Annotated in this window: 13 protein-coding genes and 1 tRNA gene; 2 read left to right on the top strand and 12 right to left on the bottom strand. The window is 64.1% G+C overall.

Annotation, left to right across the window (positions count from 1 at the left end; translation table 11 throughout):
• Positions 1 to 24 precede the first annotated feature (24 nt).
• The 6 genes from GFY24_RS18495 to GFY24_RS18520 form a co-directional block, all read right to left on the bottom strand.
• Entirely contained in the window at positions 25 to 480 is a 456-nt protein-coding gene (locus tag GFY24_RS18495; protein WP_153806335.1) for a PaaI family thioesterase, read from the bottom strand.
• Positions 477 to 2,231 carry a class I adenylate-forming enzyme family protein gene (locus GFY24_RS18500; RefSeq protein WP_153806336.1) on the bottom strand — a complete coding sequence of 585 codons (1,755 nt, stop codon included), beginning with the start codon at positions 2,229 to 2,231 and terminating at the stop codon, positions 477 to 479. Before GFY24_RS18500 ends, GFY24_RS18495 begins: the two co-directional genes overlap by 4 nt.
• A gap of 28 nt (positions 2,232 to 2,259) precedes the next feature.
• On the bottom strand, positions 2,260 to 3,456 hold the full coding sequence (locus GFY24_RS18505) for a thiolase family protein (RefSeq protein ID WP_153806337.1): 1,197 nt from the start codon (positions 3,454 to 3,456) through the stop codon (positions 2,260 to 2,262).
• Between the two features lie 4 nt (positions 3,457 to 3,460).
• A complete protein-coding gene (locus GFY24_RS18510) occupies positions 3,461 to 5,122 on the bottom strand; it encodes an aldehyde dehydrogenase family protein (protein WP_194852922.1) in 1,662 nt (553 codons plus the stop codon).
• Positions 5,123 to 5,351: 229 nt separating this feature from the next.
• Positions 5,352 to 6,269 carry a winged helix-turn-helix transcriptional regulator gene (locus tag GFY24_RS43345; RefSeq protein WP_309231011.1) on the bottom strand — a complete coding sequence of 306 codons (918 nt, stop codon included), beginning with the start codon at positions 6,267 to 6,269 and terminating at the stop codon, positions 5,352 to 5,354.
• A gap of 48 nt (positions 6,270 to 6,317) precedes the next feature.
• Complete coding sequence (locus GFY24_RS18520) at positions 6,318 to 7,505, bottom strand: thiolase family protein (protein ID WP_153806339.1); 1,188 nt, start codon at positions 7,503 to 7,505, stop codon at positions 6,318 to 6,320.
• A gap of 103 nt (positions 7,506 to 7,608) precedes the next feature.
• On the opposite strand from GFY24_RS18520, the gene GFY24_RS18525 reads away from it, so the two are divergent.
• Positions 7,609 to 9,171, top strand: a complete 1,563-nt coding sequence (locus GFY24_RS18525; protein WP_153806340.1) for a class I adenylate-forming enzyme family protein — start codon at positions 7,609 to 7,611, stop codon at positions 9,169 to 9,171.
• A gap of 64 nt (positions 9,172 to 9,235) precedes the next feature.
• Positions 9,236 to 10,198, top strand: coding sequence for a nitronate monooxygenase family protein (locus tag GFY24_RS18530; RefSeq protein ID WP_153806341.1), 963 nt, complete (start codon positions 9,236 to 9,238; stop codon positions 10,196 to 10,198).
• Between the two features lie 719 nt (positions 10,199 to 10,917).
• On the opposite strand, the gene tnpB is transcribed toward GFY24_RS18530, so the two are convergent.
• From tnpB to GFY24_RS18560, 6 genes are all read right to left on the bottom strand, one after another.
• A complete protein-coding gene (gene tnpB / locus GFY24_RS18535; protein WP_153806342.1) occupies positions 10,918 to 12,126 on the bottom strand; it encodes an IS607 family element RNA-guided endonuclease TnpB in 1,209 nt (402 codons plus the stop codon).
• Complete coding sequence (locus tag GFY24_RS43350) at positions 12,113 to 12,289, bottom strand: helix-turn-helix domain-containing protein (RefSeq protein WP_309231012.1); 177 nt, start codon at positions 12,287 to 12,289, stop codon at positions 12,113 to 12,115. Before GFY24_RS43350 ends, tnpB begins: the two co-directional genes overlap by 14 nt.
• 132 nt (positions 12,290 to 12,421) lie before the next feature.
• Positions 12,422 to 12,493: transfer RNA gene (locus GFY24_RS18545), tRNA-Val, on the bottom strand.
• A 61-nt stretch (positions 12,494 to 12,554) separates the two neighbouring features.
• Entirely contained in the window at positions 12,555 to 13,019 is a 465-nt protein-coding gene (locus GFY24_RS18550) for a peroxiredoxin (RefSeq protein ID WP_153806344.1), read from the bottom strand.
• Positions 13,020 to 13,106: 87 nt separating this feature from the next.
• Positions 13,107 to 13,529, bottom strand: a complete 423-nt coding sequence (locus GFY24_RS18555) for a DUF3052 domain-containing protein (protein WP_309231013.1) — start codon at positions 13,527 to 13,529, stop codon at positions 13,107 to 13,109.
• Positions 13,530 to 13,700: 171 nt separating this feature from the next.
• Positions 13,701 to 14,258, bottom strand: coding sequence for a hypothetical protein (locus GFY24_RS18560; RefSeq protein WP_153806346.1), 558 nt, complete (start codon positions 14,256 to 14,258; stop codon positions 13,701 to 13,703).
• Positions 14,259 to 14,282: the final 24 nt, after the last annotated feature.

The raw sequence follows: 14,282 nt of genomic DNA on the forward strand, positions 1-14,282 counted from the left end.
GATCGACGTTGCGGACCTGGCTGTTCACTGCTGAAACATCAGCTGTGTGCAGCGGAACAGGGCGATCGATCGGCCGTTGTCGGCGCACACCGTGGCGTCCCACACCTGGGTCCGCCGACCGATGTGCACAGGTGTGGCGGTCGCGGTAATGACTCCTGAACGAGCGGTGCCGAGGTAGTTGGTCTTGAGTTCGGCAGTCGTGAAACCGGTAGTGTCCTCGGACATCGCCAGACGGGTGCCGATCCCGCACATGGTGTCGGCCAACGCCACAACCGATGCGGCGTGCAGGTACCCGTTCGGCGCGAGCAGCCCTTCGTGGACGCGCAGTTCCCCGACCACTTTCTCGGACGTGGCGTGCAGCACCGTCATGCCGAGGTTGCCAGGTAGACGTCCCTCGAGCATCGAGGTCAGCGCTTCGGCCAGCGCCGGACCCGAACCGGTCGGTGTTTGCCTCGAGGCGGGTGCCGGTTCTTCGTTCATCGCCGGCCGTCCTCGGCGACCAGCAGACGAAGGTCCCGTCGCAGTAGTTTCCCCATCGGGTTGCGGGGCAAGTCATCAACGATCAGCAATCTCTCGGGAAGCTTGAACGAGGCGATGTCTTTCGCACGGAGGCTCGACACCAGGGCGGCGAGGGTGACTTCGTAACCGGGTGCGGGTACCACGACAGCGCAGCACTTCTCGCCGAGGATCGGGTCGGCATAGCCGATGATCGCCACATCGGCGACCGAAGGATCGGCGATGAGCAGGCCCTCGATCTCCGCCGGTGCGATGTTCATCCCACCGCGAATGATGATTTCCTTGCTGCGGTCGACGAACTTCAAGTATTCACCCGAATCACCGCACAGCTCGAAAACGTCACCGGTTCGCAGGTAGCCCTCGGCGTCGAAGGGACTGCTGGCGGCGGTACCAGGTAGGTAATCAGCGAAAATGGTGGGGCCTTTGATTCGCAGTTCTCCCCGCCCTCCCACCTGCGTGATCTCGGCCCCGCTGACAACATCGACCAGACGTACAGATGTCCGTTCAGCAACCGGAGTCGACCACGATCTGGCGGTCGAGCCATAGTTGGGCAGGTACTCCGCGCGCATCATCGGATCAGGTGTGTCGGCGGCTACACCGAGCAGGCACACACCCTCGTTGGATCCGAAGAAGTTCATCACCTCGATGCCCAGTTCGAGCTGCCAGTCACGCACGACGCTGGGTGGAAGCGGCGCCCCGCCCGACCCGACCCGCTCCAGTGAGGACAGGTCGAACTCGCTGCGCAGCAACGGATTCTGCAGCAGCAGGCTCAAGATCGCCGGCGGCATACTCGTATGAGTTACCCGGTGGCGCTGGATCTGATCCAGGTAGACCTTCAGGTCGAGGGGCTGGTGTTGCACCAGGTGGCTGCCGCTCAGTAGCCAGGGCAACAGCGAGGTTGCGAATCCAGCCATGTTGACCATCGGGAACGGTGCCAGGATCACCGACTCCGACGTGGTCCGCAGGCCGTCCTGAGTGGCTTGGCCGATGGCGAGCCAGTCGCCATGACATCGCGGAACGCCCTTCGGCGCTGCCTCGGTTCCGCTGGTCCAGCAGATGGTGATGCAATCATTCACGGTCCGCGTAAGTTGCCTGTTCAGCCGGCGGACCTCCTCGATCGCCGAGGGTGCGGCGGGTCTGCCGTCCAGCGGTACGGCTTTCGAATCGGTCACTACACCGAAAGCGAACACCCAACGCAGAGAAGCGATTTCGTCGACAAGCGACAGCGCTTCTTCGTGCGGTACGCGATCGTGCAACGCCGTCGCGGTGACAACGGCGACGGCATCGCAGGACGCGGCGATTCGGCTCAGCTCGTGGCGTCGGTAGGAGGCGGGCATCGGGGCCGCGATCGCGCCGATGCGCCACAGCGCGAAGTAGGTCGCGGTGAGCACGACCGAGTTGGGCAACAGCACAGCCACGACATCGCCGGTTCGTACACCCCCGGTATGGAGTTTGGCCGCGATGTCGTCGACTTTGCTGTCCAGCTCGAGCCAGGTCAGCGATTCCGATGCCAGACCGGACAGGTCGGTGAGGTTCGGGGGGTCGGTAACAGCTCGGTGGGCGCCGCGGGTGGCGACATTACGGTCGAACAGGTCCAACAGGGTGTCGCGCCGCCACCAACCCTGGGCGAGGTAGTCGTGAACTCGTTCCGGAGGGTGGCAAGGGGGTATGTGGTGAGCAGGACCGCGACCCGGCGTGATAATCAATTCGTCCATCTCCTTTGATGGTTCGAGCAGCAGATCGTCATCGCAGCCGCCGGATGACGATCGCGGCGCCGAGGCCGAGTGCGGCAGGGATAGCGATCAGGGCGTACTCGCCGTCGACACGCCTCAGTTGTTCGAGGGCGTTGACCAGCAACACCCCGCCGCCCGCGCCCAGAGGGTGCCCGGTGGCCATCGATCCACCGACCGGGTTCACCTTCTCCGGGTCGAGTCCGAGCTCGCGAATCATCAAAAGCACTGAGACCGCGAAGGACTCGTTGGCTTCGATGACGTCGAGCCGGCTTGCCAGGATGCCCGCGTTGTCGAGAGCCTTGCGCGCGGCGACGACCGACGCGGTCAACAGCGGCGATCGCACTGCCGCTTGCGCGACACCGACCACTTCCGCAATGGGCTTTCGCCCGAAAAGCGAAGCCGCCGAACGTGTTCCCAACACCGCCGCTGCGGCGCCGTCCGCCAGTTGGGGTGCCGTTGCTGCGGTGTGCAACCCGACGGCAGGGCGAGTCGTGCCGGGTAGGCGCTGTTCGACGCGCTCCCACGAAGGGTCCTCGCCGAACAACGCGGGGAGTTCGGCCAGCCCCTCGACACTGATATCGGACCGAGGGCCCTCGTCCACGCTCAGCAAAGTCTCGGTCGCCGAACAGACCGGCACGATCGAGTCCGACGGGGGCGCGGCCTGGGCGCGGCGATGCGAGCCGACCGCGGTTTCGTCGAGCTCCGCCCGGGTGAATCCGTGTTGCATCGCGGTCAGGTCCGCGGAGACACCGATGGTGACGTACCCCGTCCGGTCACCGAGCAGGCTGCTGGTAGCGAACGCCGGGTTGTCGGACATCATCGGCACCCGGGACATCGATTCGACACCGCCGACCACCACGAGGTCCGCGCTACCCGCCGCGATCTTGGCCGCTCCGGTCTCGATGGCGTCCAGACCGGAGCAGCACAGACGCGACACCACGCCCGCGCTGATCTCATCGGGCCACCCTGCCCACAACACCGCTGATCGAGCGACGTTTCCGCCCTGGTCACCGAATGCGGTACTCGTGCCGACGATCACCTCGTCAACTTCCGCGACCGGGAGGCCACGCCGTTGGAGCTCCCGCAGTAGCTGTGCCAGCAGGTCGTAGGCGGGCACATCGGCGAGCGTGCCGCCGTGGCGACGCACCCGCGCCTTCGGCGTTCGTATCGCCTCGTAGACGAAGACTCCCGAACCGAGCTGTTTCATCGTCTCAGCCCTCTACCTGTCGGCGGTCCTGAACGACGCGGAATCTTCCGGCGATGAAGGATTCGTCGGTGAGAGTGGCGTTGCCGGCCGGATTCAATCCGGTCACGTGGTAATCGCTGTAGGCGGCGGCGTACTGCATCGGCATCGAGGAGACCAGGTTGGCCGACAGCGAGGCTCCCACGTCGGCATACGCGTCGGCGATGGAGTCGACGGCGGTGTCGTCGGTGCAGTACAGGTACGAGCTGATCGCGCCGTACCGCCGGACGCTGTCGGTCGCGTGTGCCACCGCGGCGTCGCGATCGGCGCAGTCGATGAGGAACACCACCGGACCGAACTGCTCACCGGCGGGCAGATGTTCGGCGCGACGTGGGTCGAGACGAATCAGCATCGGTGTCGCCACGCGAGCGTGCGGATAATCCGGGTGCTCGTACGGGGTGGGCCGGCGCACGAGAGTGCCGTCGGCCGCTGCCTTGTCGGCCAGCTGCCGCAGAGACTGCAGTGTCGTGTCCGACTGCAGTGCTCCACAGACGGCTCCGGCGCGGCGCGGCGCGCCGGCAAGATCATCGATCGCGGTGGTGAGTGCTGCGATGACCTCCGCACGCGGTACCAGCCCGTTGTCGGTATGCACACCCGCGTCGGGAATGTAGATGTTCTGCGGTGTGGTGCACATCTGGCCGCTGAACAGTGACAGTCCGCCGGCCAAAGTACGGATCGTGGCCGACAGGTCATGCACGGAATCCAGGACGACCGTGTTGACGCCCGCCGTTTCGGTGTAAACGACGGCGTTGCCACCGTTGTTTACGAGCCAGTCCCCGAAGATGGGGCTGCCGGTGAAATCGATGATCCGGGTGGCCGGATCCGTCGCCAGCCGTGCGGCGATCGGGACCTCGACGGTGTCGACGACCAACTGCACGCAGTCAGCGGGCAGGCCGGCCTCGCGCAGCACATCCCGGATCACACCGACCGCCAGTGCGGTGCCCAGCACCGATCGGGGGTGCGGTTTGACCAGGACCGGGTTCCCGGTCACCAGGTTCACCAGGATGGCCGGGTAGGCGTTCCATGCGGGAAACGAGGCACACGCGATGACCAGCGCGGTACCCAGCGATCGGGGCCGGAATCGCTTCCGCAGGGTCACCGGTGTCTTGCCGAAGGTCTGTTGCCAGGTAACGGCACCCGGAATGCGGCTCAGAGCCGCCCATGCCATCGCGACGCCTTCCAACCCTCGATCGAGTGCGTTGGTGCCGCTACCGCTGCAGGCCATGGTGAGACTTTGCCCGGTGGTGTGCGAGGTGGCCGCGGCGAATTCCCCGCCTCGCTCATGGATACGGGTCAGCGCTTCGAGGCACACGCCGACACGTTGCTGTATCGAGGACTCGCGCAGGGATACGACCGCGAATTCTGCTGCCTGCAAGGCTTCTTCGGCCGAAGGCGCACCGTAGGCGACATTCAATGCCTTCCCGGTGTACGGGGAGATTTCCTCGGCGATGATCGTCGCGGCGGCGGTCGGCGTCGACAATTGCAGGGTGGCACCGTCATAGGCGCCCACGAGATCTTCGGCTTGATCCGCAGCGGGTGGAGTGATCGGCGTGAAGCCCGTCCACGCCGTCCGTGTTCGATTTGCCTCCACAGCGGCATTGAGCAGATCCAGATGTTTTTCGAAGAACATGAACTTTCGGTTCCTGTCGAAGGGTGATGCGACTGGGCAAGCGGCACCTGTGGTCCGTCGGGGTCCGGGATGCGAGGTCCAGCCCACTGCCATTCACTACTGTTATTGAAGTGAACCAAGCGGCATCGAGATTGTCAACGGCCGATCAGGGGGCCAGCGTCTCGCGGCCGGAGAGGGCAGAGTGTCAACACCCGCCCACGACCTGTGGGGTCGCGTGGGAGCCGCGCGCTCAGGAGTGGAAGGTGACCGACGTTCGCTCGAGCGTCATGTCGCACCCGCGGCAACGCAGTGCGGGTTGGAACCAATTCCCGCACTCGTCATGATGCAGGCGCGGGCCCAGGTCCTCGACCGGGACGTCGGGATGAGCCTGCTGGGTCCAGGCCAATTGGAAGGCGAAGATCGGGAACAACGCACGGCCGCGTGGGGTCATCGTGTATTCGCGACCGCCTGCTGTGCGGGCAATCATCTGCACTTCGGAAAGGCGGGTCAGCCGCTCTGTCAGCGTGGTCGGCGAGATCTTCAAGATCGACTGAAACTCGCCGAATCTCCGGACGCCCGAGAGTGCCAGTCCGGCGACCAACACGCTCCAACGATCACCGATCGCCTCCATTACATCGGTGAACTGCAGATCGGCGCGGCTCAATGCGGGTGCGTTGCGCGTCGATCTGCGCCAGTTCCCCTTGCCCGCAAGCGCCAGCGACTCGAGGTTCACCTGCACTCGGACGTCGCGGGCCTTGACTACACGATCGCAATGCCCACAGATCAACTCGGGTGGGCCACGATGCCCGCATTGCACATGCACCAGTTCCGGTTGCAGCAGGCCGTCGGCAGCCCATTCACGTTGCCAGCACCAGACGCTGACCAGGAATTCCCATGTCGCCAAGCCGAGATCGGTGAGCATGTAATCGTGCCGGTCGTAGCCGCCGGACTGCGGGCATCGCCGCATCAGTCCCGCCTCGACCAGCGCAGTCAGCCGAGAGGTCAGAATCGCCGGCGGTGCCCCGGTCCGGTCGATCCATTCACTGAAACGCCGGACGTGATCGACGAAGGCGTCACGCAACACCGCGACGGTGACCCGGTCACCGAGGAGATCGATAGTTTGCGCTACCGGGCTGGTTGCCGGGGTGGGACCTGCGATCTCAGCCACGACCACCCCCACACTTCCCTGATTGCTGTTGCGATTGCCCTGCGCCGATCAGGCCTCCAACACAATAGCGATGCCCTGTCCGACACCGATGCAAGCCGCCGCGACACCGATCCCACCTCCGAGACGCCGCAGGTGACGCAGGCAATCGATGACGACGCGAGCCGCCGAAGCACCCAGCGGGTGACCAAGAGCGATTGCGCCCCCGAACGGGTTCACCCGGTCGGCGGTGATCTGCGGCAGCTCCCGCGAGCAAGCGAGGACCACAGCGGCAAAGGCCTCGTTCAGTTCGAGGACACGGACCTCGTTCAGGCCGCGTCCGGCGCGGTCCAATGCCTTGTGTATCGCCGGGACCGGGGCCAATGCGAACAAGTCCGGATCGACCCCGACCACTGCCGAGGAGAGGATCCGCCCCAGCGGTTCGACCCCGAGCTCGTCGACCACGGCACCACTGGCCACCAGGGCTGCCACGGCACCATCGTTGATCGGCGACGAGTTGCCCGCAGTGACGCTGCCGTGCGTCGAGAACGCCGGCCGCAGTCCGGCCATTATCGCGGCATCGACCTCTCGAATGGACTCGTCGCACCCGAGGCCCGCATGACCGATGACGAATCCATCATGCACGCCCTCGGACCAGGCCTTGGCGGCGAGCTCGTGCGAGCGCAGCGCCCACTCGTCCTGCTCCAACCGCCCGATGCCATTCCCCTCGGCGACCAGTTCCGCCGAACGGCCCAGTGACTGTACCCAGGGTGCGGGGAAGCGCGGATTGATCATGCGCCAACCGACGGTGGTCGCCGTCAACTCCAGCTGGCGAGGAAATGCCGAATCGATCGGCGGCAGCACGTAGGGGGCGCGACTCATACTCTCCGAGCCGCCCGCGACGACGACTTCAGCCTCCCCTACGGCGACGCGACGGGCCGCTGACAGCAATGCCTCAGCACCTGATCCGCACAATCGATTGACGGTCACACCGGGAATCGAGTTCGGCAGACCCGCCAGTAGTGCGGCCATGCGGGCGACGTTTCGGTTGTCCTCACCTGCACCGTTGGCGTTTCCCCACACCACCTCATCGATTCGGTTCGGGTCCAGTTCCGGGTGTCGCTCCATCAGATTCACGATCGGCACTGCGGCAAGGTCGTCGGCGCGAATGTGTGACAGTGCGCCACGTACCGCGCCGAAAGGTGTTCTCACCGCGTCGACAACCCAGGCTGTCCGTGCGTCAACGATCGAACGGGTCATTCGCGTTCTCCTCTACGCTCCGCGGCGCCGGGGGCTCTTGCGCAATCCGGCACCGACGTAGTCTACTTCAATAACTGTAGTGAATTGGAGGAGTCGGGTTCCTATGTCGATCGCGAACGTCATATCCACCGCCGCCGAGAAGTACGGCTCGAACATCGCGGTGCAAGACAGCTCGAGGAGTGTGAGCTTCACGGAATTGTCCGACCGGGTAGACCGTCTCGCCGCCGGGTTCGCAGCGACCGGAATCGACGCGGGCAGCACTGTTCTGGTGCTGCTGCCCAACGCGGTGGCCTCGGTCGAGGTCGACCTCGCGCTGACGATCGGCGGGTTTGTGCGAGTCGCGCTCAATCCTCGTGTCGGAGAACGAGACTGGACGCGGATCGCCGACGATTGCCGACCTTCCGTGCTGATCTTCGACCCCACCGTCGCCGGCGCCCTCGAATTCGCTTCCACAGCATCGATTCCCGTCCTCATCACCACCGGGGAGGACCATGACGGTGGCCATTCGCTCGACAGCATGGCTACCGCGTCCCCGCTCCCCGCCCGGCGGCCAGAGCCTCATCCCGATTCGCTGTGCGCCTTGCACTACTCCTCGGGCACCACGGGAGTGCCCAAGGGCGCGCAGCGCACCCATGCCAACCGGCTCGCGTCCCTCGACGCGATGCTCGTGCATGTTCTCGCCGGCACGATGGAGGGTGCCGAGCCGCCGGTCTTCATACATGCCGGACCGGTCATCCACACCAGCGGATTGTTCGTCCTGCCATTTCTGGCTTCCGGCGGCCGCCAAGTGCTACTGGACCACGCGCGCCCGGTGGATGTGCTCGCCGCTATCGCCAGCTACGGCGGGACCCACACCGCGCTCGTACCCACGGTCATCGCCAAACTCCTGGAATTCGACGACACCGAACTCGCGCCGATGCATCGGATGCGGATGCTGGCCTATGCCGGTGCGCCCATGCCGGTGAAACACATCCGTCAGGCCTACCACCGGATCACACCGAACCTCGTACAGTACTACGGCATGGTCGAGGCGATCCCGCCGCTGACGGTGCTGGATATCGCCGATCACCATCGAGCGATGCGGGAGGACACCGACATCCTGAGCTCGGTCGGACGGACCTGCGCCGGGGTGGACATCGACTTCCAGGCCGATCACGTCCCTGTACCCGACGGACAGACGGGCGAACTGGTGATCCGCGGTGCCGCCGTCAGCCCCGGCTATCACAATGCCGACAGCCGCACCGACCTCGGCAAAAGTCATGCGGGAGATCGCCTTTACTCCGGCGACCTCGGATTCCGGACAGCCGATGGCTATATCCATCTCACCGGACGAGGCAAAGACATGATCATCACCGGCGGATACAACGTCTACCCGCTCGAGGTGGAGCAAGCCCTGCGGGCGATTGCCGACCTCACCGATGTTGTGGCCGTGGGCCTACCCGACCCGGTGTGGGGTCAGCGCATCCTCGTGGCATACACCGCCGCACCGAACACCTCCCTCGACGAGGACCGGGTCCTGGCCGAGAGTCGGCTATTGCTCCCCGACTACAAACGCCCCAAATCCGTTCACCGCCTGCACGCCTTCCCACTGACACCACTGGGCAAGGTCGACCGCGTCGCGGTTGCCCGGATCTTGTCACCGCTCACCGTCGAACCATCCTCCTGACCCCGCCTGCGCGCCTGCGGAAATCACCCGTCCGACCCCACCTCCCCGCCACGAGTAAGTAGCCATGAAAAACACTTCCCTCCCCGCACTTCGCCTGCCGATAATCGCTGCACCGATGTTCCTCGTCTCAGGACCGGATCTCGTGGTCGCCGCGTGCCGAGCCGGAATCATCGGTTCCTTCCCCACTCAGAACTGCCGCACGGCCGAGGATCTCGATTCCTGGATGGGGTCGATCACCGATCAGCTCGACAGCGCAGGCACCGGTTCGAACGCGCCTGCCCCATGGGCGGCAAACCTCGTGACCCACAGCACAAACGCTCGGCTGACCGACGACCTGCGCCTCATCGCCGAATACCAGCCCCCGGTGGTCATCACCGCCCTCGGCTCACCGCGTCCGGTCATGGACGTGGTCAAGGGATACGGCGGCATAGTCATCGCCGATGTCGTCAACATGACGCTCGCTCGCAAGGCCGCCGACGCCGGTGTCGACGGCATGGCGTGTGTCTCGGCCGGCGCGGGCGGACACACCGGCCACCTCTCCCCCTTTGCCTTCACCTCCGCGGTTCGCGAATTCTTCGACGGACTGGTCATCATCGGCGGCGGTATCAGTGACGGCTTCGGCGTCGCGGGCGCGATCGCGGCAGGCGCTGATCTCGTCTATATGGGTACCCGCTTCCTCGCCGCACAGGAAAGCATGGCCGACCCGGCCTACAAGCAGATGATTGTCGACAACGGACCCGACGACCTGATCGTGAGTGCCGCGATCACCGGCACACCGGCGTCCTGGCTCAAACCGAGCATCCGCGCCCAGGGCCTGGACCCCGACAATCTGCCGCCGCTGACCGGAACGAAGAACTACACCTCCGGCACCTCATCGATCAAACGATGGAAGGATGTATGGGCCGCCGGCCAGGGGCTGCAGACGATCCGCGCCATCGAATCGGTGCCCACCATCGTCGACCGAATCGACAAGGAATACAGCACCGCGCTGCAACGAGTCTCCCAGCTCTTCGTCCCTGCACGTTGACCTCGCCGCCGCACCGCCCGCAACGAGCCACCGCGCGCGGTAGCGGTTGAGTTGATCCGAATCTGCGGCAGCAGAACCACGACGATCCGTTCGGTGAGATCGCCGTCTCAACGATTCGTCGCGGCCGGCAAGGGCCTACATCGGCGTCCACCGACCCCGCCAGTCGACCTGGCCACAGACAGGGCGTCCGGGCCGGTGGGCCAAGCCCCTACTGATCAGCCAGATCGCCACTGACATGCATCAGCGCGCGCATCCCGACGATGCCTCCACAAGGCGAATACTCGGCTGACAATGCTTGCTACACGAACGCCAAAACGAATCGCATCGAAGATCGCAGCTGAAACACGAAAACCCAGGCTTGGATGAGAATAGGTGGGCGCCAGTGATCCAAAGCCCCTCCTGACAACAGCGCCGCCGATTGGGATTGGTTTTTTGCAGGGCGGTTTTACACTGCGCCACAGTGTATTCGTCGATTTGGATTGCGTCCCCGACGATCGAATAACCTTGAAAACTTGCTAAAGCATCTCGCGTCAGCGCTCACTACGCAATGCTTCAGCTGGCCTGCCCGCCTCCGATCAGGTGAGGCACTGCCTCGGACCACTCGGCGGCGAGTTTGCGGATACAGGGTCGGAATATAGGGTCTGATCGCTTCCACGAAACTCGATCGTCGGCACCGATAGTTACACATCCCAGCGGCGGCACAGAGGGTTTCGAACCGTTCAGGATGAGAAGCCATCCTGAGCAAGCGAAATGCTCCGCTTGCGTTGACCCTTGTCCGTAGACGTGGGTCTTCTCGTGGCAGTACCCGTTGCCCGTGAATGCAAGGACTTACGCGGGTTTCCAGCGAGCGAGTTTTTCGTCCCGACGCAACTCGCCGAGGACATTCGCGCCAACGCCGCAAGATTGCGTGCAGCATTCAGGTCGCGATCGATCGAGAAGCCGCATCGATCGCAGTGGAATGTTCTATCGCTAAGGCGCAGTTTGGTTTTCACCACGCCACATGCCGAACAGGTTTTGGAACTCGGGTACCAGCGATCGACTATATGGAGTTGAGTACCTCTCCGCTCCGACTTGTATTCGAGTTGACGCCGGAACTCGCCCCAACCAGCATCCGCGATGGAACGCGCCAGCCGCCGGTTGGCCAGCATCCCAGCCACATTCAGATCCTCGATCACAATCGAGCCGTAGCGGTCCACGAGCCCGGTGGTGAGTTTGTGCAACGCATCGCGCCGAGCGTTGGCGACCCGAGCATGTGCACGAGCAAGGCGCGCCTGCGTTCGAAGCCATCGATTCGACGGTTCCGAACGGGTCCGCCTGTTCCTGCCACGACGACGTGCCGCTTGCCGCTGCAGTCGACGAACCCGACGTTTCACTGCATCGAGGTGACGAGGATTGGGCACTACCGTGCCATCGGAGAGCACAGCAAGCGAGGACACTCCGAGATCGACCCCAACCACTCGATCTGGTTGCACCGGTGCCGAATCGGCGCGGCTGACCTCAACAGAGAAGGACACGAACCACTGCCCCGCCCGCATCGATACCGTAGCCGAGCGAATCCGGGCGCTGCCCTGTTCCAAATGCCGGGCAAGCTTGCGGGTTGATTCATGCGAGCGCACCAGTCCGAGGCGAGGAAGACGAACGTGGCGGCGATCAATCGCGAGTCCGATTGCCCCCGTCGTGAATCGGCAGGACATCGCTCTGCCCTTCTCCTTGAATCGAGGAAACCGCATCGCCGCACCAGCTCGTGTCTCCGCCCGAGACTCGACCCAATTCCGCAACGCCGCATCCAGATTCACGAACCCCGACGCGTACGCCTCCTTGGAGTTCTCCGGCCACCACGGCGCGACAACACCCTTCACCTGATTCCAGTCCTTGCGCAGGGCATACGCCGGCCATCCCACTGCCGGCGTGAGTTCATCCTCGGTCAATCCGTAAGAACGCTCGGCCTCCCCGCTGTTCCAGGTTCGCCCGGATCCGCTGCAACCCCCAGTTATAAGCGAACCGCTGAGCACCACAATGCGACCGAAGCGCCTGATCCTGAACGGAGGTGGGATCGAGCGCAAACCGATAGGCCTGAATCACGACGCCCACAATACCCCCGTCTGATCAACCGAACCGGACAGTCATCGAATGCTTGTTCGAACTTTACCGAGGCTCAGTCATGACGAGCGTGAAAACGCAAAGAAAACCGGCAGGTACCTGTTGGTACCTGCCGGTTCAGGGTGGGCGCACGCGGTTTCGAACCGCGGACCGCTGGTGTGTAAAACCAGTGCTCTACCACTGAGCTATACGCCCGAGACTCCGGCGTGAGCCGGGGCCGGATGTTGCTTCCGGAGGAAAAATCCGGGGCAACGGGTTATGAATCTAGCGCGGCGAGCGCTTTCTCCCAAGCCTGCTGGTCACGGGCTTCTCCGGGACCGTTCATTTCGGCGAAGCGGATGATTCCGTCTTTGTCTACTACGAACGTGCCACGGTTGGGGTAGCCGGATTTTTCGTTGAAGACGCCGTAGGCGGAGGCTACTTCGCCGTGCGGCCAGAAATCGGAGAGCAGCGGGAAGGTGTAGCCCTGTTCGGCTGCCCAGATTTTGTGGGTGGGCGGGGGGCCTACCGAGATGGCCAGGATTTCGGCGTTGTCGTTCTGGAACTTGGGGAGCTCGTCTCGCACCTTGCAGAGCTCGCCCTGACAGATGCCGGTGAAGGCGAGGGGGTAGAAGACCACCAGGACGTTCTTCTCACCGCGATAGTCGGCGAGTGAAACGTCTTGGTTGTTCTGGTCTTTCAGGGTGAAGTCCGGTGCGACCGTGCCGACCTCTAGTGGCATGCGGAAACCTCCATCGTGTCCGGGCATTCGAGGACGGCGTACCACTGGTGGTACGCCGTCCTGCGAAAACCTTAGCGAAGACGCTGGTCAGCGCTGCTTCGAGGGCGTCTTGGGCTGCACCAGGCGGCTGCCGGACCAGTCACCGAGGCTGATCGACGAGGTCTGGGTAAGCCCTGCGGGCGTTGCGGATTCGGCGATTTCCGCCGGATCGACATGCCCGTCGTGCCCGGTCTTGGGTGTCAAGACCCAGACGATGCCTTCATCGGCCAAAGGAGTGATGACATTGAGGAGTTCGTCGACCAGGTCGCCGTCACCCTCTCGCCACCACAAGAGCACGACGTCGACGACCTCATCGGTGTCTTCGTCGAGCATTTCCGACCCGATGGCCTCTTCAACGGCGGCCCGCAGGTCGTCGTCGGTATCGTCATCCCAGCCCAGTTCCTGAATCACCATTCCGTGAGTAATGCCAAGCTTCTGAGCGTAGTTCTGCGCGTCCGCCGCGGCGACCACGGTGGCGTCCTCCTCAACTCCAGACAATAGGTAGATGCAAGCGAACATGGTTATGGCCTCGAGCGCAAGCTGATCGGCCGAATTCGCACTCTAAATGTCGTATGTGAGACCTTGCGCCCACCCCGGCCGAAACCCGCGACAGCCGCGAAACGCCGCGTGGACCGACCCGAATCACCGCGTGGGGCAAGCGTTTCGGACCGCGTTCAAAGCATCGTTGACCTTGTGACTTGCGTCATTCAACGGTCCCACCGACGAGTTGTTGCCGATCTTGCGGACCTCCGCGGCGAGTCCGCGCGCCGCCCCGATGTAGTCGGTCAACTTCTGACCGAGATCCGCGGGCAAGTCCGAACCCGACGCGTTCACCTGAGTCTCGACGGTGCGGGCCGCATCGTCCAAAGCGTTCGCGGCGCCGTCCCGTTTGTCCGCCTGGTCCGCGGTCTGGCCGTCGTGCGCGTCCACGAAATCGTTGTAGCGATCGACAGCGGTTCCAGTGGTCTTGCGGAATGGATCGCAGTTGTCGGTGATCGCTTTGGCCTGTGCCGCCGCCGCTTTCGATGCTGAAGCCGCCGCCGAGGACGTCGCCGCCTCGGCCTTGTACGAGGTCGCCTCCGCCTGATTCGCCGTCGGAGTACCCTCGACCGTGCTGGCGCAACCTGCGATAACGAGCCCCAGACCCACCGCTACGGTCGCGCTCGCCAATCCGAACCCACGCGGGTTCAGCAGCTTCATCGTCTCCCCGTTCCTGCCTCAGCC

The sequence above is a fragment of the Nocardia sp. SYP-A9097 genome (assembly GCF_009649815.1).
GTDB lineage: Bacteria > Actinomycetota > Actinomycetes > Mycobacteriales > Mycobacteriaceae > Nocardia.